The 21,694-nt window shown below is 56.3% G+C and carries 20 protein-coding genes; 17 read left to right on the top strand and 3 right to left on the bottom strand.

Annotated elements, in window-relative coordinates; all coding sequences use genetic code 11:
• Positions 1-261: 261 nt before the first annotated feature.
• The 13 genes from BC440_RS13750 (at position 262) to bioB (ending at position 13,435) form a co-directional block, all read left to right on the top strand.
• Positions 262-1,299 (top strand): sirohydrochlorin chelatase, encoded by a 1,038-nt coding sequence (locus BC440_RS13750; protein WP_063092179.1) that lies wholly within the window; start codon positions 262-264, stop codon positions 1,297-1,299.
• Positions 1,300-1,335: 36 nt separating this feature from the next.
• Positions 1,336-2,028: a precorrin-8X methylmutase gene (locus BC440_RS13745; protein WP_063092180.1), complete on the top strand. Its 693-nt coding sequence runs from the start codon at positions 1,336-1,338 to the stop codon at positions 2,026-2,028.
• On the top strand, positions 2,025-3,278 hold the full coding sequence (locus BC440_RS13740; RefSeq protein WP_063092181.1) for a bifunctional cobalt-precorrin-7 (C(5))-methyltransferase/cobalt-precorrin-6B (C(15))-methyltransferase: 1,254 nt from the start codon (positions 2,025-2,027) through the stop codon (positions 3,276-3,278). The genes BC440_RS13745 and BC440_RS13740 overlap by 4 nt, the downstream gene beginning before the upstream one ends.
• Entirely contained in the window at positions 3,275-4,015 is a 741-nt protein-coding gene (gene cobI, locus BC440_RS13735) for a precorrin-2 C(20)-methyltransferase (protein ID WP_063092182.1), read from the top strand. Before BC440_RS13740 ends, cobI begins: the two co-directional genes overlap by 4 nt.
• On the top strand, positions 4,012-5,961 hold the full coding sequence (cobJ, locus tag BC440_RS13730) for a precorrin-3B C(17)-methyltransferase (protein WP_231858549.1): 1,950 nt from the start codon (positions 4,012-4,014) through the stop codon (positions 5,959-5,961). Before cobI ends, cobJ begins: the two co-directional genes overlap by 4 nt.
• Positions 5,961-6,722 carry a precorrin-4 C(11)-methyltransferase gene (cobM, locus tag BC440_RS13725; protein ID WP_063092184.1) on the top strand — a complete coding sequence of 254 codons (762 nt, stop codon included), beginning with the start codon at positions 5,961-5,963 and terminating at the stop codon, positions 6,720-6,722. Before cobJ ends, cobM begins: the two co-directional genes overlap by 1 nt.
• A gap of 164 nt (positions 6,723-6,886) precedes the next feature.
• Positions 6,887-8,290, top strand: coding sequence for a circularly permuted type 2 ATP-grasp protein (locus BC440_RS13720; RefSeq protein WP_063092185.1), 1,404 nt, complete (start codon positions 6,887-6,889; stop codon positions 8,288-8,290).
• Positions 8,291-8,308: 18 nt separating this feature from the next.
• Positions 8,309-9,256 carry an alpha-E domain-containing protein gene (locus tag BC440_RS13715; RefSeq protein WP_063092186.1) on the top strand — a complete coding sequence of 316 codons (948 nt, stop codon included), beginning with the start codon at positions 8,309-8,311 and terminating at the stop codon, positions 9,254-9,256.
• Position 9,257: 1 nt separating this feature from the next.
• Positions 9,258-10,076 carry a transglutaminase family protein gene (locus BC440_RS13710; protein ID WP_063092187.1) on the top strand — a complete coding sequence of 273 codons (819 nt, stop codon included), beginning with the start codon at positions 9,258-9,260 and terminating at the stop codon, positions 10,074-10,076.
• 19 nt (positions 10,077-10,095) lie between these two features.
• Entirely contained in the window at positions 10,096-10,842 is a 747-nt protein-coding gene (locus BC440_RS13705) for a proteasome-type protease (protein ID WP_063092188.1), read from the top strand.
• Positions 10,843-10,941: 99 nt separating this feature from the next.
• Positions 10,942-11,580 carry a GntR family transcriptional regulator gene (locus BC440_RS13700; protein WP_223304939.1) on the top strand — a complete coding sequence of 213 codons (639 nt, stop codon included), beginning with the start codon at positions 10,942-10,944 and terminating at the stop codon, positions 11,578-11,580.
• A gap of 287 nt (positions 11,581-11,867) precedes the next feature.
• Complete coding sequence (locus BC440_RS13695; RefSeq protein WP_063092190.1) at positions 11,868-12,443, top strand: biotin transporter BioY; 576 nt, start codon at positions 11,868-11,870, stop codon at positions 12,441-12,443.
• Positions 12,443-13,435: a biotin synthase BioB gene (gene bioB / locus BC440_RS13690; RefSeq protein WP_063092191.1), complete on the top strand. Its 993-nt coding sequence runs from the start codon at positions 12,443-12,445 to the stop codon at positions 13,433-13,435. Before BC440_RS13695 ends, bioB begins: the two co-directional genes overlap by 1 nt.
• A gap of 146 nt (positions 13,436-13,581) precedes the next feature.
• On the opposite strand, the gene BC440_RS13685 is transcribed toward bioB, so the two are convergent.
• Complete coding sequence (locus BC440_RS13685; protein WP_007088400.1) at positions 13,582-14,145, bottom strand: CHAP domain-containing protein; 564 nt, start codon at positions 14,143-14,145, stop codon at positions 13,582-13,584.
• Between the two features lie 90 nt (positions 14,146-14,235).
• A complete protein-coding gene (locus BC440_RS13680; RefSeq protein WP_063092192.1) occupies positions 14,236-15,513 on the bottom strand; it encodes an MFS transporter in 1,278 nt (425 codons plus the stop codon).
• A 283-nt stretch (positions 15,514-15,796) separates the two neighbouring features.
• Between BC440_RS13680 and BC440_RS13675 the strand changes: the two genes are divergently transcribed.
• The 3 genes from BC440_RS13675 to BC440_RS13665 all read left to right on the top strand — a co-directional run bounded on the left by BC440_RS13675 (position 15,797) and on the right by BC440_RS13665 (position 19,454).
• Positions 15,797-18,148 (top strand): alpha/beta fold hydrolase, encoded by a 2,352-nt coding sequence (locus BC440_RS13675; RefSeq protein ID WP_065702165.1) that lies wholly within the window; start codon positions 15,797-15,799, stop codon positions 18,146-18,148.
• Between the two features lie 221 nt (positions 18,149-18,369).
• Positions 18,370-19,002, top strand: coding sequence for a GntR family transcriptional regulator (locus BC440_RS13670; protein WP_063092347.1), 633 nt, complete (start codon positions 18,370-18,372; stop codon positions 19,000-19,002).
• Entirely contained in the window at positions 18,999-19,454 is a 456-nt protein-coding gene (locus BC440_RS13665; protein ID WP_063092194.1) for an OsmC family protein, read from the top strand. Before BC440_RS13670 ends, BC440_RS13665 begins: the two co-directional genes overlap by 4 nt.
• 133 nt (positions 19,455-19,587) lie before the next feature.
• Here the strand turns inward: BC440_RS13665 and BC440_RS13660 are convergent, their stop codons facing one another.
• Entirely contained in the window at positions 19,588-20,376 is a 789-nt protein-coding gene (locus BC440_RS13660; RefSeq protein ID WP_063092195.1) for a class I SAM-dependent methyltransferase, read from the bottom strand.
• Between the two features lie 188 nt (positions 20,377-20,564).
• Here BC440_RS13660 and BC440_RS13655 point away from each other — a divergent pair, with 188 nt between their 5' ends.
• Positions 20,565-21,689 carry an ABC transporter substrate-binding protein gene (locus BC440_RS13655; RefSeq protein ID WP_063092196.1) on the top strand — a complete coding sequence of 375 codons (1,125 nt, stop codon included), beginning with the start codon at positions 20,565-20,567 and terminating at the stop codon, positions 21,687-21,689.
• Positions 21,690-21,694: the final 5 nt, after the last annotated feature.

Below are 21,694 nucleotides of genomic sequence, written 5' to 3'. Positions count from 1 at the left end.
GATCAGGAGGCCTCAAACCTGTTACTTACCCCTTCCATCATTTCGGGTAGCAAGATTTGTGACCACAACATCTGCAATCACCCGTAAAACAAACCACAACAGTTTGTATTTTCTATCCGACCCGCCCTTGCGACGATTATCCAATCAGCTGTGGCTTGCATTCCGCAGGCCAATCGGTGAAAACGGGGGTGGCATCGGGTACCGTGGCGGTTTGTGACCGTCGCGCACCAAAACACGAGAGAGACAAAGGAGCAGCCTTTTATGTCCCCCAAAGGCGCCGTAATGATATGCGGACACGGTTCGCGTGATGAGCGCGCTGTTTCACAGTTCAACGCCATGGTTGAAACAATGAAGCAGACCCATCTGGCCGATTATGATGTCGAAAGCGGCTTTCTCGAATTTGCGCACCCGATCCTGCGCGATGGCTTTGAAAAACTCAAAGCTATGGGCCACAAGAAGATTTATGCCCTGCCGGGCATGTTGTTTGCCGCCGGTCACGTCAAAAATGACCTGCCAAGCGAAGTGAACAATTTCGCCCATGAAAACCCGGATATCGACGTTAAATTCGGACGTGATCTGGCGATTGACCCGAAACTTCTGCGTGCCAGTGCTGATCGCATCGAAGAAGCCCTTGCAACCGCTGATGACAGCATCTCGCGCAAGGATACGCTTCTGATGGTCGTCGGGCGTGGCACCAATGACCCGGATGCCAATTCAAACGTCTATAAGGTCGCACGCATGTTACAGGAAGGGCTTGGTTTCGGACGTACCGAAATCAGTTATTCCGGGGTTGCCCATCCGCGTGTCAATGCCGGTCTGCGCGAAGCCATGAAGCTTGGCTACAAGCGTGTGGTGGTATTCCCGTATTTCCTGTTTGCTGGCATTCTGATCGACCGGATTTACGCCCATACAGACGAAATCGCGGCCGAATTCCAAGATGTTGAATTCATCAAGGCGGAATATCTGCGCGATCATCCGCTGGTGCTGGAAAGCTTTGCCGAACGCCTGGCTGAAATTGACACCGGCGACAACAATATGAACTGCCAGCTTTGCAAATATCGCGAACAGATCATTGGATATGAAGGCGACGTTGCAACACCTCAGGTCGGGCATCATCATCATGTGATGGGGATTGGCACCGACGGGCATAGTCACGGCGACAGTCATGGTCATGATCACGGTCACCATCATCATGGGCATTCCCACGGTCATTCTCATGATCATTCTCATGACCACAGCCATGATCACGGGCACAGCCACGATCACAGCCACGAAACCAATAAAGCGACCGGTTCCTAACCGGTCGCCCTTCGTTCCTTTGCGAAAGGTGTGGCGATGTTCGACTATCTGCGGGACCCGCAGGAAATCTATCGGCAAAGCTTTGCAACCATCGAAGCCGAAGCCGATCTCGCCCGCTTTCCCGAAGAATTGCGGTCGGTTGCCGTACGGATCATTCATGCCTGTGGCATGGTTGAAAAGGGAGATCTGATTGCTTTTGGCGGCGACGTGGTGACCGCAGCAATCAGGTCCCTGCAAAATGGCAAACCGATCCTGTGTGATGCGGAAATGGTCCGTCACGGGATCATTTACCGCCTTCTGCCCCAACAGAACCCGGTCATTTGCACCCTGAATATAGATGGCAACGCCGAACGCGCAGCCAAGCTTGCTACTACACGGTCGGCTGCCGCCATCGAAGATTGGGCAGATCATATCGATGGTGCAATAATTGCCATCGGCAACGCGCCAACGGCGCTTTTTCATCTGCTTGAGGCCCTGATTTCGAACCGTCTGGCGAAACCGGCATTGATCATCGGCATGCCGGTGGGCTTTGTCGGTGCGGAGGAAAGCAAAGAAGCCCTGATTGCCCATGCCGGTGACATCCCGTTCGTCACATTGCGCGGCCGGTTTGGCGGCAGTGCGGTCACCGCGGCAACGCTTAACGCATTGGCGCGCCTCGCATCGCCGGGGCAGACACCGGATGGCACGGCCACAAAACCCACCGACCCTGACAAGGGGAATGGCAAATGAACGAACAATCGCCCTTGAACGGCAAAATCACCGTGATCGGCATTGGCGAAGACGGTTATGACGGACTAAGCACGATTGCACGTCAGATTCTGGAAACCGCCAGCGTGATTTTTGGCGGCAAACGCCACATCGCCATGCTGCCCGGATCAAATATTGCCACCCAGAACAGCTGGATCACCCCGTTCGAGGCCAATATGCCCCTGATCGAGGATTGCCTTGATCAGAACCCGGTCATTCTCGCGAGTGGCGACCCGATGTTCTTTGGTGTCGGCAATACACTGGTTAATTATTTCGGTTCCAGATCAATTAACGTGATCCCGCACCCGTCCAGCATCAGTCTGGCCGCCGCCCGCATGGGCTGGGCGCTTGCCGAATGCGATGTCATCACATTGCACGGGCGCGACCCGGAAATCCTGCGATCGCACCTGCGCCCGCGCGGCAAACTGATCACGCTCAGTGCCGATGGCAGCACCCCGGCACTGGTTGCCGTCATGCTGTGCGAAGCCGGCTACGATCAAAGCCATATGACGATTTGCGAACGGCTGGGCGGTACAGAAGAACGCATTACCACCCAGACCGCCCAAACATGGCAGTCCACGGCAACCTCAATGCCCGATGTCAAACCGGTTGATCCACTGAACCTGATCATGATTGATCTGGTGGCCGGTCCCAAAAGCCGCGTTCTGGGCAATGGGGCCGGTCTTCCCGATGATGCCTTCATCCATGACGGGATGATCACCAAATCCGAAATCCGTGCCCAAACCTTGTCATCCCTTGCCCCATGGCGCGATGCCATGCTTTGGGATCTGGGGGCGGGATGCGGTTCGGTTTCAATCGAATGGATGCGCGCCGGGGGGCAGGCCATCGCCATAGAGCGCGATGCAAAACGCTGCGACCTGATCGCAAAAAATGCCATCCGCCTTGGTACACCCGATCTGATGATCCGCCAAAAGGGGATCGAGGATGTGATTGCCTTCGCCGATCAACTTCCGACACCCGATGCGATTTTCGTCGGCGGCGGCATCACGACATCCAGTCTGATGAATCGGTGCTGGGATATCCTGCCGATGCATGGGCGGCTGGTGGCCAATACGGTCACGCTGGAAGGCGAAGAAGAATTATTACGGTTTTACAATAAAAACGGTGGCACCCTATCGCGCCTGTCGGTTTCCCGGCTGGTTCCACGCGGCAGTTTCAGGGGCTGGAGCAACCTTGCCCCCGTCACCCACTATGTCGGAGTAAAAGCATGAGCGACGCGGCCACAACACCCGCCAGCGCATTACCCGTGGCGGGTACGGCCTATGGCCTTGGCATCGGGCCGGGCGAACCCGACCTAATCACGCTCAAAGCCTATAACATACTGCAAAAGGCAGATGTGATTGCCTATCCCGCCCTCGAAGACGGCGCCAGTCTTGCCCGGCAAATCGTCACGCCGCATGTCCCCACAGGACGGATAGAGATCGCCATCCGCATTACCATGGGCCAGCCCGCCGACCCGATCTATGACGCCGCGGCCCTTGAAATCGGCGACCATCTGAAAGCCGGAAAAAGCGTTGCCGTTCTGTGCGAAGGCGATCCGTTCTTCTATGGCAGCTTCATGTATCTGTTTGGCCGTCTGGCCGAAGCCGGGCATCCGGTTCAAACCGTGCCGGGTGTCAGTTCCATGATGGCCTGCGCCGCCCAGCTTGGCGCACCGCTTGCCGCCAGAAACGATGTGTTGCAGGTCATTCCGGGACCCTTGTCCGAAGAACGCCTGCGCGCGCAACTTGGCGATACCGATGCGGCTGCCATCATCAAACTTGGCCGCCACTTCGCCAAAGTCCGCAAGGTGATCGAAGAACTTGGCCTGACCGACCGGGCGCGCTATATCGAACGCGCGACGCTTGAAACCCAGAAAATGGTCCCGCTTGGTGACCTTCCGGAAGATACCATAGCACCCTATTTCTCGATGATCCTGATCCACCGTCGCGGAGACGCATGGCGATGACGCCCCCGAATATCCCCACCGCCAGCAATACCAACCCGATCCTGCCGACGGACCCGATTGCGCCAATTGCGGTCATCTGTCTGACGCAGCGCGCCCTTGCCACCGCCAAACGCATTGCCGCAAACCTGCAGGGTGCATCAGTCCACGGCCTGCGCACACGCGTCTCGACAAGCGATGTCGATGTCGCGTTCGAGGATACCATTACACATCTGCAACAAACATTTTCGACTGATCATGTAATCATCGGCGTTTGCACATCAGGCATCCTGATCCGCGCTCTGGCACCGCTTCTGGCAGATAAATGGCAGGACGCCGCCGTCATCGCAGTCGACGAGGCCGGCAGCACCTTCATCCCGCTTCTGGGCGGGCATCACGGTGGCAATCGGCTGGCGCGCGATCTGGCCGAACGGCTGGGCGGGCAGGCGGCGATCACCACGCCGGGCGATGCGATGCTGGGACTGGCCCTTGATGAACCGCCGGTCGGCTGGCATCTTGCTAATCCGCAGGCTGTCAAACCAGCCACCGCAGCCCTTCTGGCTGGTGAAACCGCCCGGTTCGAGGTCGAGGCAGGATCAGCCGCCTGGCTGACCAACAGCAATATCGAACGCAGCGACACTGGCAAGGTCATCATTCGCACCACCGCCAAGGCGATGGACACGAACAGGGACGACAAGAACAATCACGAGATTGTCTATCACCCGCCGGTTCTGGCGCTTGGCGTCGGATGCGAACGTCATTGCGAACCGGACGAGCTGATCAAACTCGCCACCGAAACCCTCGCCGAAAATGGCCTGAGCGCGCAAAGCGTTGCCTGCGTGGCATCCATTGATCTTAAGGCCGATGAAGCCGCCGTTCACGCACTGGCCGATCATCTGGGCGTCCCCGCGCGTTTCTATGACGCCGCAACACTCGAAGCCGAAGCCCCCCGCCTTGCCAATCCGTCCGATATCGTCTTTGCCGAAACCGGCTGCCATGGCGTTGCTGAGGGCGCGGCCCTTGCCACCATCGGCACGAACGGCACGCTGATCGTTTCGAAACAGAAATTAAAACGGGCCACCTGTGCCATTGGGCTTTCAATCGATGACATTGATCCGCTGCAATCGGGTCGTCCGCAGGGACGTTTGTCGATTGTCGGCATCGGCCCTGGACAGCCCGGCTGGCGCAGTCCCGAAGCCAGCAGCCTGATTGCGCGTGCGACCGATATTGTCGGTTATCAGATGTATCTTGATCTTCTGGGGCCACTGATTGACGGCAAATCCTGCCATCATTCCGACCTTGGCGCCGAAGAGGCCCGTGCCAGACACGCACTTGAACTGGCCGCCACTGGCAGGGACGTCGCCCTGATCGGGTCTGGCGATGCCGGGATTTATGCGCTGGCGACGCTTGTGTTTGAACTGCTGGATCGCGAAGATCGTTCTGACTGGAACCGCGTTGCCGTGCAGGTATCTCCGGGCATTTCCGCCCTGCAAGCCGCCGCATCACGGATCGGTGCGCCACTGGGCCATGATTTCTGTGCGATATCGCTTTCGGACCTTCTGACCCCGCGCGAGGATATCCTGCGTCGTCTCAAGGCCGCGGGCGAGGGCGACTTTGTCATCGCCTTCTATAACCCGGTATCCAAACGCCGCCGTGATCTTCTGGCACAAGCCCGCGATATCCTGCTTGAACATCGCGGGCCGGAAACACCGGTCGTGCTGGGTCGACAGCTTGGCCGCCCTGACGAACAGATAACAGTCGTTCCGCTTGCGAAACTTGAAGTCGATATGGTCGATATGCTGACCACCGTTCTGGTCGGCTCCAGCAACAGCCGCCATATCACACGCGGCGAAAACAGCTGGGTCTATACCCCGCGCGGCTATGCCAAAAAGGGCCCGGACGCTGCAAACGCCCCGGTCCACAGCCTCGATAATCCCAAAAACGATCCCAAAAACGATAAGGCAAACTGATGACCGTTCATTTTATCGGTGCCGGTCCCGGCGCCCCCGATCTGATCACCGTTCGCGGGCTTAAACTGATCGAAAAATGCCCGGTCTGCCTCTATGCCGGGTCACTCGTGCCCGAGGAAATCGTCAAATCCGCCCCCGACGGCGCGCGCGTGATTGATACCGCGCCGATGAACCTTGATGAAATTCTGGCCGAGATTGAAATGGCACATGCCGCGGGGCAGGATGTCGCGCGCGTGCATTCCGGCGATCCGTCGATCTATGGCGCGATTGCCGAACAGATCCGACGTCTGGATGACCTTGGCATCCCCTATGACATCACGCCGGGCGTTTCGGCCTATGCCGCCACTGCCGCCGAACTTGGGGCAGAGCTGACCCTGCCCGATATTTCGCAAACCGTCATCCTGACGCGCACCGCCATGCGATCATCCTGCATGCCCGAAGGCGAAAGCCTGGCCGAATTGGGTCGTTCGCGCGCCACCCTCGCGGTGCATCTTTCGATCAATAATCTGGTCAATGTCGTCCGCGATCTGATCCCGCATTACGGGGAAGATTGCCCGGTTGTTGTCGCCTATCGCGTCACCTGGCCCGATCAGCAATTCATCCACGGGACGCTTGGCGATATCCGCGCCAAGGTCAAAGGTAGTGGTATCACCCGGACGGCTCTGATCATGGTGGGCGGGGTCTTTGGGCGGAAGGATTTCACCGATTCCCGCCTGTATGCTGCCGATCACACCCATGTTTTGCGGCCAGCAAAACCGTAACCGAACTGTAAAACGCCCGTTTTTTGCACAATCAGTTAAACGACCCGGCCCAAATTTTCAGCAAATCCTGTTTTTGCTGAAAAAAGAAACATTTCAACCGTGAACATGCTTGACCGCCCCTTGCAGCACCGCCTTTAATCAAAGGATAAGCAAGGGGAGTGTGCATGTTCAACGAAATGATGATGAACGATGAAGTACGCGAACCTTATCGCGCACTGGTTGACTGGATGGAGGCCAGCGGGCCCGAAACCCTCCAGCAGAAGCGACTAGAGGCAGAAACTCTTTTTCGCAAAATCGGCATCACCTTCGCGGTCTATGGCGAAGGTGGCGATCCGGAACGGCTAATCCCGTTCGATCTTATTCCACGCATTTTCACCGCCACGGAATGGCGCAAGCTCGAACGTGGCGTCAAGCAGCGCGCACGCGCGCTCAACACCTTCCTGTATGACGTCTATCACAACGCCGAAATCATCAAGGCCGGGATCATCCCCGCCGATCTGGTGTTCAGGAACGCCGCGTTTGAGCCGGCCGTGATCGGCATCGATCCCCCGCGCAAGGTCTATAGCCACATTGTCGGCGTTGATGTCGTGCGCGTCGGCCCGGATGATTTCTATGTGCTGGAGGATAACTGCCGCACCCCGTCGGGCGTTTCCTATATGTTGGAAAACCGCGAAATCATGATGCGGATGTTCCCGGAACTGTTTTCGAAATTACGGATCGAACCGGTCGAAAGCTATCCGGACATGCTCCATAAGACGCTCAAAAGCATCGCGCCCAAACGGTGCGATCGCGAGCCAAATATCGTGGTCCTTACACCGGGTGCAATGAACAGCGCCTATTACGAACATTCCTTCCTTGCTGACCAGATGGGTGTTGAACTTGTCGAAGGGCAGGATCTGTTCGTGTCCGAAGGCCGCGTCTATATGCGCACAACGCGCGGGCCCGCCCGGGTTGATGTGATTTATCGCCGGATCGACGATGCCTTTATCGATCCGCTCTGTTTCCGGCCCGATTCCGTGCTGGGCGTTCCCGGCCTGATGAATGTCTATCGATCAGGCGGGGTTGCGATCTGTTCGGCACCGGGTGCCGGTGTTGCCGACGATAAGGCAATCTATACCTATGTGCCCGACATGATCCGGTTTTACCTTGGGCAGGAACCGATCCTGAATAACGTACCGACATGGAAATGCGCCAACCCGGACGATCTGAAATATGTGCTGGAAAATCTTGGCGAACTGGTCGTCAAGGAAGTCCATGGTTCGGGCGGGTACGGCATGCTGGTTGGCCCGGCCTCCACCAAGGAAGAACAGACGACCTATGCCGAGCGCATCAAGGCCGATCCGGGCGATTTCATCGCCCAGCCGACCCTTGCCCTTTCCGCCTGCCCAACCTTCGTTGAAAGCGGCATCGCCCCGCGCCATGTCGATTTCCGGCCCTTCTGCCTTGTCGGCGATGACATCCGGCTGACGCCGGGTGGCCTGACCCGCGTTGCCATGCGCGAAGGATCACTAGTCGTCAACTCGTCGCAGGGCGGCGGGGTAAAAGACACCTGGATCATGGCCGAGTAGAGAAGAAAGGGAAGTCACATGCTTAGTCGTACAGCAGACAACCTTTTCTGGTTGTCCCGTTACGTGGAACGGGCCGAAAACATGGCCCGGCTGATGGAAATGGGCTATCGCATGGCCCTGATGCCGGCCGCCGGTGACGGTAACCGGTCAGAATGGGCCTCCGTCCTGTCTGCATCGGGCTGCGCCCAGGGTTACGATCCCGCCATGCCGCTCCGTCAGGCCGAGGTTGCCGATTATCTGATTTTCAATCGCGATAATTCGTCTTCGATCCTGAACTGTTTTGAAAATGCACGCGCCAACGCGCGCGCCATGCGTACCGCCATCACCGCCGAAATGTGGGAAGCATTGAACAATGCCCTGATGGAATTGCGCCGAACGGCAATGCATAACCTTGCAAAAACCGATCTGCCGGAATTCATCGACTGGGTCAAACGGCAGGGTGCCTTGTTTCGCGGCGCGACCGATTCAACAATCCTGCGCAACGACGGGTACGATTTTATCCGTCTTGGCATTTTCATCGAACGCGCCGATAACACCGCACGATTGCTTGACGTGAAATATTATGTCCTGCTACCCGAAACCAGCATGGTCGGCGACGGGGTCGATAACTATCAATGGACGACGGTTCTGCGGGCAGCATCATCCCTGCGTGCCTTCCATTGGGTTTATCGCGATGATTATTCACCCTATCACATAGCGCATTTCCTGATCCTCAATCCGTTCAGTCCCCGGTCGCTGGCCCATTGTTCGGAACAGATCACCAACCATCTGGAACATCTGGCCCGCCATTACGGCCAACGAAGCCCGGTGCACAGCCTGGCAGTCGAAACATATTCCCTGCTGACCCAAACCCGCATGGACGAAATTTTCAGCCAGGGCCTTCACGAATTCCTGTCTGATTTCCTCAAACGAAATCAGACCCTGTCATCGGCAATTGCCGAAACCTATTATTTCGGGGGCCAGTAAGATGCGCCTGACTGTTGAACACCGCACCCATTATCGGTTTTCCCCGTCGGCACGCTATGTCGTGCAAAGTCTGAAGCTGACGCCGTCCCTGTTTGACGGACAAAAAATCATCCGCTGGTCGATCAAGGCCGAGGGATGCGTGATCAATTCAGAATTTGTCGATGGCAATGGCGACACCATCAGCACGCTGACCGCAACCGGGCCAGTTGATTCTGTTGATGTCGTTGTGTCCGGAGAAGTCGAAACCACCGATACCACAGGCATGCTTCGCGGGCATAAGGAACGCGCCTTTCCAACCGTGTTCCTGCGTTCAACGCCCGTAACAAAATCCAGTGCCGCGATCCGCAAACTCGCCGCCAAAGTCGAAAAGAAAACCAGCCCGGATAACCTGCTTGAACGGGCCCACGCCCTTTCGGCAGCCGTGTCCGATGCCGTCGCCTATGTCCCGGGCAGCACCCATGTCCATACCACCGCCGCCGACGCCTTGGCCGATGGTCAGGGCGTCTGTCAGGACCACGCCCATGTCATGATTTCGGCCGCCCGCCATCTTGGCATTCCCGCACGCTATGTATCGGGTTATCTGTTTGCCGATCAGGATGGCAAATCACACGAAGCATCCCATGCGTGGGCGGAACTGCATTTGCCCGAACTGGGCTGGGTCGGGTTTGATCCGGCAAACCGCTGCTGCCCGACCGATTATTATATTCGTCTGGGGTCTGGACTTGATGCACAGGGTGCCACACCTATACGGGGTGTACATACTGGTGGTGCAAACGAGGATTTGGATGTAACAGTCATCGTTGCGCAATCACAGCAATAGCCGGACCCGAGAATAGAATATGACCTACTGCGTGGGCTTGATGCTTGATGAGGGGATGGTGTTCCTCTCCGACACCCGAACCAATGCCGGGCTTGATAACATTTCGCGTTATCGCAAGATGTTCACTTGGGAAGTACCCGGTGAACGCGCCATCGTGGCGCTGACTGCGGGCAACCTCGCGATCACGCAGGCAGTCATGAGCACCCTGCAGGAAGCCATCGACAACCCGGAAACCGAACCGGGCGACTGTATCCTGAGCGCACCCAGCATGTTCCGCGTTGCCGAACTGATGGGCGAGGCGATGCAGAAAGTGCAGCACAAATATCAGGACACGCTCGAACAACGCAAGGAAAGCAGCTCGGCCTCGATCATGGTCGGCGGGCAGCGCAAGGGCGGGGCACAACGCCTGTTTCTGGTCTATGCGGCGGGCAACTTTATAGAGGCCACCGAAGACACGCCTTACCTTCAGATCGGCGAACATAAATACGGCAAACCGATCCTTGATCGCGTGATCACCCCGGAAACGCCGATTGCCGACGGCGTCAAAGCCGCATTGCTGTCGATGGATTCAACATTGCGATCCAACCTGTCGGTCGGCATGCCGCTTGATCTTGCCGTCCTACCCGAAGGATCGTGCCATTTCTCCGAACATCGCCGGATTGATGCCGAAGATGCCGGGTTCAAAGCCCTTTCGGACGCATGGTCGCAGGCATTGCGCGAAGCATTCGCCGATATGCCTGACGAACATTGTGCACCGGACTGCTAAACAAACCTTCTGATATCGCGCGATTAATTTACCGGTTACGGATATGCGTGCTCGACAAAATCGGGCGCGCAAATTATCTATAAAATCATGAAAAGCGACATGGACAATACCGTTACAGGCAGGATCACCCGCGAACTGGCTGACCGCATCATCGCCGGGCATATCGCACCGGGTACGAAGTTGCGCCAAGACCATTTTGCCGAGGAATTCGGCGCAAGCCACGTGCCAGTGCGCGAAGCCTTTCGCCGCCTCGAAGCACAGGGGCTGGTCGTCAGCGAACCGCGCCGCGGTGTGCGGGTTGCCAGCTTTGATATCGCAGAAGTCCGCGAAGTCGCTGAAATGCGCGCATCCCTCGAAGTCCTCGCCCTTCGCCATGCCGCCCCGCACCTGACCAGCGCCATTCTCGACGAGGCAGAGGCGATCAACCGTGCGGGCGAAAATGCCCCCGATGTCCGGGCATGGGAAGAAGCCAATCGCGCCTTCCACCGCCTCATCCTGACCCCGTGCGGCATGCCCCGCCTGCTGGCAACCATTGACGATCTGCATGCCGCAAGTGCCCGCTTCCTGTTTTCCGGCTTCCGCATGGAATGGGAAGCCCCGACCGATCAGGATCACCGCGCCATCCTGAAGGCGCTCCGCGAACGGCAGTTTGACATTTCTGCCGCCACCCTTGCGCGTCACGTCAAATGGATCGGCACCAAACCGGGGCCTAAAATCCGCCCGCAAACCCTTTCCTGACCCCTTCCAGAACTGTCTCCCGAACCCAAAATCCACGGTTCGAACCTGTTCCTGCCTGCGTTTTGGCAATGCAGGACGCCTGTTTATGTGCAAATCTCCAATTTTATAGATAAAAATATAACATATAAATCAATATACTAACGATACATTTCCGCAAATATCGGCCAATTTCATCCGATTATCTATTTTGGGGATTGATTTCACCCTCCGATCACGGCGTAATTAATAGATGAGATTCGTTTTTTATCTATAATTTTGAATGCGATCCAGAGGAGGATGAAATCACCATGAGCAATGCAGTCTCTAAACCGGCCGAAACCCGCATCTCGATAGGAATGAAATATAGCCTGATGGTTCTGGCCGGTGTCGCCATCCTGACCGCCAGCGCCAAAATCACCGTTCCCTTCTGGCCGGTGCCAATGACCCTGCAAACCATGGCGATCATGGCTATTGCACTCGCCACCGGCCCACGCGTCGCCTGTGCCACCATGCTGGGTTATCTGGCGGCGGGTGCGGCTGGCTTGCCGGTCTTTGCCGGAACGCCGGAACGTGGCATCGGGCTTGCCTATATGGCCGGGCCGACCGGCGGCTATCTGCTGGGTTATCTGATTGCCTCATGGCTGGTCGGCGCACTGGCACAGGGGCGCGGTACGCTGGCGCGTTTTGGCATCATGATGGCCGGTATGATCCCGGTCTATGTTCTGGGTCTGGCATGGCTTGCCGCCTTTGTGCCGCTTGAAAAGGTTGCTGAATACGGCTTCACCCCGTTCATTCTGGGCGACACCATCAAAATCTCCCTCGTTGCCCTTGGCAGCGCCGCCTGCACCCGCTTCATCAAACGCAACAAAGGCGGCACCGCCTGATGAACAGCCTTCCCGCACAAAACCCGGCAATTGATCAAACCATCCGTCACGACTGGACGGTGGACGAGATCGAGGCGATCTATCGCCTGCCCCTGCTTGAACTGATGGGCCGCGCCAGCGCGGTCCATCGCACCCATCACGATCCCAATGCCGTGCAAAAGGCCAGCCTGCTGTCGATCAAAACCGGCGGCTGCCCCGAAGATTGCGCCTATTGCCCGCAATCAGCCCACCACCGCGAGGTCAAGCTGGGCAGGGAACAGTTGATGGACCCCGGTATGGTTTTGAAAATGGCGGCGCGTGCCAAGGCCGCCGGGGCGGATCGTTTCTGCATGGGGGCCGCATGGCGACGCGTGCGCGATGGTGCGGCCTTTGATGCCGTGATCGAAATGGTGCGCGGTGTCCGCAATCTCGGCATGGAGGCCTGCGTTACCCTTGGCATGCTCGAAACCCGCCATGCCGAACGCCTCGCCGGGGCTGGCCTCACCGCCTATAACCACAATCTTGATACCAGTCCGGAATATTACAGCCAGATCATCTCCACCCGGACCTATCAGGACCGGCTCGATACGCTGGCTGCCGTGCGCGGTGCCGGGATTGACCTGTGTTGCGGCGGGATCATCGGCATGGGCGAAAGCATCCGCGACCGCGCATCAATGCTCCATGTCCTCGCCGGTTTCGCGCCACATCCCGAAAGTGTACCAATCAACGCACTGGTACCAGTGGCCGGAACACCGCTTGCCGACCGCGAGCCCGTCGATGCCCTTGAACTGGTTCGCATGGTCGCAACCGCCCGCATCACCATGCCGAAATCCACCGTCCGCCTTTCGGCCGGGCGTACCGACCTTACCCGCGAAGCCCAGATCATGTGCCTGATGGCCGGGGCCAATTCGGTGTTCTACGGCGAAAAACTTTTGACCACACCAAACCCGGAAGAAGATAGCGATACCGCCCTGTTTACAGCGCTTGGTCCGGTTCCGACATCGGCGGCCTGAAAATATCCACATCAACCCCCGAACTTGTGCGCCCCACCCGCGCAAGGTTCCCCTTGGCGAAGCGCCCCTCAGTTGGGCCTTCGCCTTTTTTATAAACGGGTCAGGAAAGCAGGAAGAGGGAAGCAGGCAGGAAAAGGACGGAAAATCTAGTGGGCTTCGGCGGTTTCGTGTGGCTGATAGATAAAGCCATGTGCCGGATAAACCCGACCGAATGTGCCGATCGTGTTCATCATCCGCACTTCGGACCAGTCATTATTGGGCGAAACATCCACAACCGGCTGGCGATAATGCACCTTGCCCCGCGTACGCGAATCGCTGCCCCAGTTGGCATGATTGACCATGATCTTGCGACTGTCGAGGATGGCGGCAACCACCGCCACATGCCCGTATCTCAACCGCGATGTCTTCTTCAGCGCCAGAACCGCACCGACTTCGGGTTTTTTGCCCCGGTTATAGGTATTTTTCGCCTGATCCCACCATGTCCAGGCATCGCCATAAATTTCAATGCCCGACACAGCACGCGCATAAGGCACGCATTGCAAAAATTCGTCGGTGGGGGCAAAGGGCAACAGACGCGATGACGGCAAGCTGACATTGGTCACGGTCGAAACGCCGTCACTTTCAAGGCCGCTATTGGGTTTTGGCGTACTTGCAGATGCAAAGCATCCCGATACAAGCATACAAAATCCGATAACGACCGCCAGCCGCATGCGATATTCCCCCAAGAAATGCAAAATGATCCGTCACCCTAACCCGACGAGTTTTAAACAAGCGTTTACAAAGAGCCCCGAAAAACAAGATCATTTTGCCGTTTCTGTGGCAGGTTTCGAACTATTTGTCGCAATGCGATACAAGCGCCAAAACCCGAAAACCGCCGCGCACAAAATCAATATCCCTGATCCACGTGCGGTATATTGAATGTGTCCGGCCTCCGATATCGCACCCAGCATCGTGCCGCCCAAGGCAATCCCGCCAAAGCTTGTCGCACTCCAGAAGCTCATCACCCGACCGCGCAGCTTGTTATCCACCGTCAATTGCAATGCGGTTTGCGACCCAACCCCGACCGCCGTCAAACCAAAACCGGTAATCGCAACCAGAACCACGGCAAGCTCGTACCACGGTGCAAAACCAAGCCCCAGCATGCCGCATCCGGCGGCAAAGGCCCCGATAACCGTCACCCGCTGAAAGGCGGCCGGATCGGATCTGACCCGCGACAACATGAATGTCGATGCAACTGCGCCAACCCCGCTTGCCGATGCCAGCATGCCAAGCCCGGTGACGCCGCGGTCATAAACCGCCTCGGCGAAGACCGGCATCAGTTCGACCATCCCGGTTCCGACCAGTGCGACAAAACACGATAGCGCCAGAACAGACCGGATCATCGGGTGATGAAGGGCGTAGTTGGCCCCGTCGACAAGGGCCGCCAGCACCCGTTTGCTTTTGGCATCGGGTGCCCGTTCAACATGGATTTTGACAGTCGCCAGAACAAAGATCATCGGGATATAGGATGCCGCATTGATCATGAATGCCGCCCCGGTTCCCCATGTCGCGATCACGACACCACCCACCGCTGGGCCGACCAGACGTGAAATATTGAAATTCATCGCGGCATAGGCCACCGCCCGGCTCATGAATTCGCGTTGAACAATCACCGGCACCAGTGAAAGCCGAATGGGCGTCATCGCACTGGCCAAAACCCCGTTCGCCCCGGCCAGAACCACCATCCAGAACAGATTGATTTGCCCTGCCATCGACAGCATCATCAACAGAAATGCCGTCGCCGCCATCATAAGGTTCAATGTCACCGCCGTTTTGCGTAGATTGACCCGATCCGCCATCACGCCGAAAACCGGCCCCAGAATAAAAGCCGGGGCGAAATTAAGTGCCGCAATCAACCCTGTCCAGAATGCCGACCCGGTCAATGACCATGCCAACCACGACATGGCGATTTTCTGCACCCAAAGTCCTTGTGTGGTGATGCATTGCCCGATCAGAAACAGGACAAAGTTGCGATCCTGAAAGATCGATTTCCGGGATGGCTCGGCGGTTGGTGGCAGCACGGATTTTCCAGTTTTCATGACGGGGCGGGATCATGTTGCACCGGACGGTTGCATTTGACGGCCATATTTGGGGCGAAATGGCCTGCTATCCGGACAGAACAGTAATTTAACGTATCGTAACGATTATAGGGATACGCAAAGATGCGTGCCACAGATTGTTCGCCTGATGCGTGTAGCTGGCCTTCTCAAACCCATTGGGAAAACACATATCTGTTTCAGGCATCAGGACCTAAAGGAAACGACACCAGTTAATCATAACGCCGATCAATTTGGCATTCAGGCCTTCGGGGCGAAATCACCCATGCATCAGAATTTCCGGGAAATCGAACGCGAACAATTCGCGATCCGCAACCAGACTTGCGAATGGACCCTCAGGGCCATGACCGCACTGCGCGCCAAGGTCGACATCAACATCAAGATGCATGGCGACCGCGATCATCTGGCCCAGGGCGACATTTTCATGTTCAACCATTTCGCCCGGTTTGAAACCTTTATCCCGCAATATCTGATCGCGCTTGAAACCGGGGTGTTTTGCCGGTCCATCGCGTCGGGCGAGTTTTTCGTCGAAGACAACAAATTTTCTCGGTACTTGCGGGCTCTTGGCGGTGTACCCAATGATTACGAACGTCTGCTGCCGTTCCTTGCCGAAGAAATCCTGCGCGGCGGTAAGGTCGTAATCTTTCCCGAAGGCGGCATGGTCAAGGACCGGCGCGTTCTGGCCGCCGAACGCCCGCATCCCAAACGCCCGGATTACAGCATCTATTCCCGCTCCGCCGATCAACGGCGCGCCCATCATAGCGGCGCGGCCCTGCTCGCACTTTGCATCGATGGTTTTAAAACCGGTTTGTCGATGCTGCTGGACAAAGGCAAACACGATGAACTTGATCGCTGGGCAACTGCGATTGATACCACGCCCGAAATTCTCAAAGCCGCCCTTGCCAAGCCGACCCTGATGTTTCCCGCCAACATCACCTTCCATCCGCTCCGCGTTGATCAGAACCTGCTGGCGCGCGGTGCCGATCTTTTCGCCGGCGGGCTTAGCCCCAAGATGGCCGAAGAACTGATTATCGAAGGCAATCTTCTGTTTAAACGCACAGATATGGATATCCGGCTTGGCGATCCGGTTGATCCACGCCATCAATTCAACTGGATTGATCGGCGTATGCTGGCCCATCGGGTTGAAACCGCGACCTGCATCGATGATCTGTTCCGCCCGGCCAAGACGCTTGAAAAGATTCCTGATCGCATCACGCAATACGCCATTACCCGCCATATCAGCCCGCTTCGCGATCATTGCATGGCGGTGATGTATTCGAACCTCACGCTCAATGTCAGTCATCTGGCATCGCGCCTGATCATGATGTGGCTGGCCGATGGCGTGACCGAGGTCGATATCGCCCATTTCGACCGCACCCTTTATCTGGCGATCAAAAATGTCCAGCAGGCCGAAGGCGTTCATCTGCATCGCGGCATGCGCAACCCGGCAGATTATATTGGCATCTTTGATCTGAAATGCCCGCAGATCCGCGAATATATCGATGCCGCCGTACAACTTGGCCTGATCGAACGCGCTGATGGCAAATATTGCTTCCTGCCGAAATTGCAGGAAGAAGCCACTTTTGACCAGATCCGCATGGACAATCCGGTGATGGTCTATGCCAATGAAATGGCCCCGATCAATGCGGCCTGGACTGCGCTTGAAAAGGCGCGGGACGAAGTCGATCACCTGACACCGCGCGATTTTGCCAAACGCCGGTTTGATGATGAAATCCGCGCATGGCAATGGAACCGCGCGAAATATCAAAAACCGAAATATGCCTCAATCAACGATCAGGAAACCGCCACCGCCGATAGCCGCCCCTATCTATTGCTGCCCAATGGCAACGAACATTTTACCACCGGCGTTCTGGTCGTGCATGGCTTCCTTGCCTCTCCGGCCGAACTTCGCAATCTTGGGGATCGGCTGGCCGCGCGCGATTATGCCGTAATGGGGGTGCGCCTTGCCGGGCACGGCACATCACCGCATGAATTGCAAAAACGCACATGGGGTGACTGGCTGGCATCGGTTCGGCGCGGCTATGAAATCATGTCGGCCTTTTGCGACAACATCATTGTTGTCGGTTTTTCAACCGGCGGGGCGCTGTCGGCTATTCTGGCAGCCGACCGGCCCGAAAAACTGGCCGGGCTCGTCGTGGCATCAACACCGCTTAAATTCCGAAACCGCAACCTGATGTTTGTGCCGTTGCTTTATGGTGCCAACAAACTGATGGGCTGGGTACCTTCGGCACAGGAAATGCTCAGTTTCCGGCTTAACGAATCCGAACATCCCGATATCAATTACCGCAACATCCCGATTGGCGGCCTGCACAACCTGCGCCTGGCGGTTGCCGAAATGCAAAACCGTCTGCCCGATATCGCCTGTCCGATCCTGATTTTGCAGGGCGACGGCGATCAGGTGGTTGACCCCGCCAGTGCCACCCTGATCAAACGCCACGCCACAGGATGCAGCAAACTGGATATCCAGATGCTGGCATCCGACCGGCACGGCATCCTGAACGAGGATATCGACAATGCGGTCAATCGCGTGATCGACTTCATCTCCAAAACCGCCCCGACCAACAGCACCTTGACCGCAGCCATCCCGGCCCAATAACCTGAGAGAATGCCCGACGAATCCCCCCTGAGCCCCCGGAGCCCTTGAGCATCCCTCGGGCAAACGCCCAACGCCCACGCCCCCTCCACAACACCGCGAGTTAAACCCTCATACAAATAAACCGCGGCCAGGATTTTCGACGCTGTCGCATTTAATTTTGGGTGAATTCATCCCAACGGAACCCACTTGACTCTTTGGCAAATTTGCATGACTTTGGATCCATGGATCCAAATAAAATCACTGAAACGCTTCAAAGCGAAATAGAAAACGGCACCCTTTCGCCCGGCACAATCCTGAAACAGGAACGGCTGGCCGAACGATTTGGCGTCAGCCGCCAGCCGGTGCGTCAAGCGCTGGAACGCTTGCTGGCAAACGGATTACTAACCAAACGTTCCGACCGCAGCCTCGCGGTAAACGGTTTAAGCGCTAACGAGGCCCACGAACTGTCGCAAATTCGTATTTCACTTGAATCAACCGCTCTTATCCTCTCGATCCCGCATCTGACACAACGCGACCTGCGCAAGGGGATCCGCCTGAACGACGAACTTTTTGAAGAAGAAGACCCGGAGATCATTGAGGAACTCGATATCGCCTTTCACCGGACCCTGTATGCCCCGTGTGGTAATGGTCGCCTGTTGCAGATGATTGACGAATTACGCGGCGAAGCGCGCCGTTCCTATCACCGGCAACCCGCAGGATCGCAGGCGCGCAAAGCGTTTTATGAAGAACATAATGACTTGCTAGCCGTATGCAGCCTTGGCGATGTCAACAAAGCCGTCGAAATCATTGAAAAACACATCGGCATCACATCACGACAACTTGTCGTCCACCCCGAAAGCGGAGCCCCTCAATGAGCAGTTTCGGTGCAGAAGTCACATGGCAACGCGACGGCGCAAACTTTGCCGACCGCCGCTATAGCCGTGGTCATCTCTGGCGATTTGACGGCGGGGTCGAAGTCCCCGCATCCTCATCCCCGCATGTCGTGCCACTGCCCTATTCCGTCGCCGAAAATGTCGACCCCGAAGAAGCCTATGTGGCGGCCCTTTCAAGCTGCCACATGCTGTTCTTCCTTGACTTCGCATCACGCCGGAAAATCGTCGTCGACAGTTATGTCGATGCTGCAACCGGTGTCATGGAAAAGCAGGACGGCAAAACCGTCATCACCCGGGTCGAACTTTACCCCAAGGTCACCTATGCCGCTGCAGCGCCGACGGCCGAGGTCGAGGCCGAACTGCATCACGCGGCCCACGAGGCCTGCTTTCTTGCCAATTCGGTCAAAACCGAAATCAGCATCAAACTTGATTAGGGTAATTACCTGACGGTTAAGCTGGGCACGGAAGATGCGCAACTTGCGCTACTTCACCCGTTGCTGGATGCGATGCGCCACGACATCGCAATGTTTTCCGGTCGCCTGCAATCAGCCAATTCTGTGTGACCTTCTACGGCTTGGTCGCGCAGATGGCATAACGGTGCTGGGCTCCCCGTTCCAAGCCCTTGGCAAGCGTAAGGTGTTTTGACTGGGCGCGGTGAATCTGGCGCATGTTGAAATCGGCAACAACCGGATCAAATCCGGCGGTTTTCAACATCGATGTCACTTCATCGGCCCGCGCGCCTTGCGAAAAATGAACGCGCGACAGAATATCTTGATGGGTTTTCAGTTGCGGTATTTCGGCTGCTTCGCGCTTCAAACCAAGGGATTTCAGGAAACCTGCCATCACCTTGTTTAAGCTGCTGATCCAGGTCGGGGAAACAAAATCACCATCAACCACCAGAAGCTTACCCCCCGGTTTCAAAACCCGGAACCATTCGGTAAAGGCTACTGTCGGATCAACAAGCGTCCAGACCAGATGCCGGGTGACGATGACGTCATAGCTGTTATCGTCTTCAAGCGTGTTTTCCGCATCGCCCAGAAGGAAACGGATATTGGACTGACGCTGTTTCGATTTGGCGCGCGCCTTTTCCAGCATCGCTTCGGACCAATCAAGCCCGGTAACCTCAAACCCGATGTCATGCATCAAATGGCTGATAACGCCGGTGCCACTGGCAAGGTCAAGCGCATGTTTGCCGGTCCCGTCGCCCAGATGACGGCGAAACAGGTCGTGCCACGCCAGACGTTCCTGATCTGAAAAAATCTCGTGCCCAGGCTGTTGATCGAACGTGTCGGCGCGCATTGACCAGTATTCCTTGATCTCGTCACGCAGATTGAAATTGCTTGAATGCGTCGTCATCGTTCGAAGAATCCCCAATAGCCTGTCTCTGCAAAAGGCCGCGCGATCTTGCGGGGATCACACGGCGGCAGATACCGCGCCAAATATCACCAAATCCATAAAAAAATCAATTATTGCGAAAAGTATTGATTTGCATTCTCAATAAATGATAATGCCGCGGTCAGGCAATCCTAAATAAGGGTACGGGGATGAAAATTTTTGGCGCTATTGCTGCCGTTGCGTTAATGGTCGCGGGGACCGTTCACGCAGCAGAAACCGTCACGATTACCGATGTGGCAGGCCGCGAAGTTTCGGTCAAAGTTCCGGCAGAAAAGCTTATTCTTGGCGAAGGTCGTCTGATTTATGGCCTCGCGACGCTTGATACCGACGCGCCGTTCAAGCGAGTCGTTGGCTGGCGCGATGATCTTAAAAAAGCCGATCCGCAAGGTTACGGCATATATGCAGCAAAGTATCCGGAAATTGATAGCTTGCCGACGTTTGGCGGTATCAAGGATGGAACATTCGATGTCGAACAGGCCATATCGCTTAAACCTGATGTCATTGTGATGAACCTTGAAGCAAAGGGTGCGACCGATGATGCCAGCCTTGACAAAAAACTCGCTGCTGTAGGTATTCCGCTGGTCTATATCGACTTCCGTGAATCACCGATGAAGAACACGGAAACCAGTATGCGCATTCTTGGTCAGTTAACCGGTCTGGAAACGCGCGCCGAGGAATTCATCAAATTCCGCGCCGATCATATCAAACGGGTCACTGATCGCCTTGCCAAGGCCAACCCCAAAATACCCGACGTCTTCATCGAACGTGCTGCCGGTTATTCCGACGAATGCTGCATGTCGTTTGGTAATGAGAATTTCGGTAAAATGGTTGAACTTGCCGGTGGCAAAAACATTGCAGCCGATATCATTCCGGGCACTTTCGGCACAATTAACCCGGAACAGGTTGTTGCCAGCAACCCCGACCAATTTGTCGGTACTGGCGGTGACTGGGAAGCATATGCACCCGGCATGGGCTGGGTTCCTGTTGGTCCCGGAGCTGACATGAAAGAAGCCAAACGCAAATTGATTGGCCTGACAGAACGCCCGGCATTCCGGGATATCAAGGCGACCAAAAACAACAATATCCACATCGTTTGGCATCAATTCTATAACAGCCCCTATCAGTTCGTGGTGATCGAACAAATGGCAAAATGGTTCCACCCGGATTTGTTTGCCGATATCGAACCGGAGTCATCATTCCGCGAACTGCATGAAAGATTTCTACCGATCGATTATCAGCCGGGTTACTTCATTTCCATCAGCGATCAGAACTGATTTCC

It is taken from the genome of Thalassospira sp. MIT1004 (assembly GCF_001858545.1).
GTDB lineage: Bacteria > Pseudomonadota > Alphaproteobacteria > Rhodospirillales > Thalassospiraceae > Thalassospira > Thalassospira xiamenensis.
The sequence above is the reverse complement of the archived record's forward strand: the minus strand, read 5'-3'. Positions and strand labels throughout refer to the sequence as shown.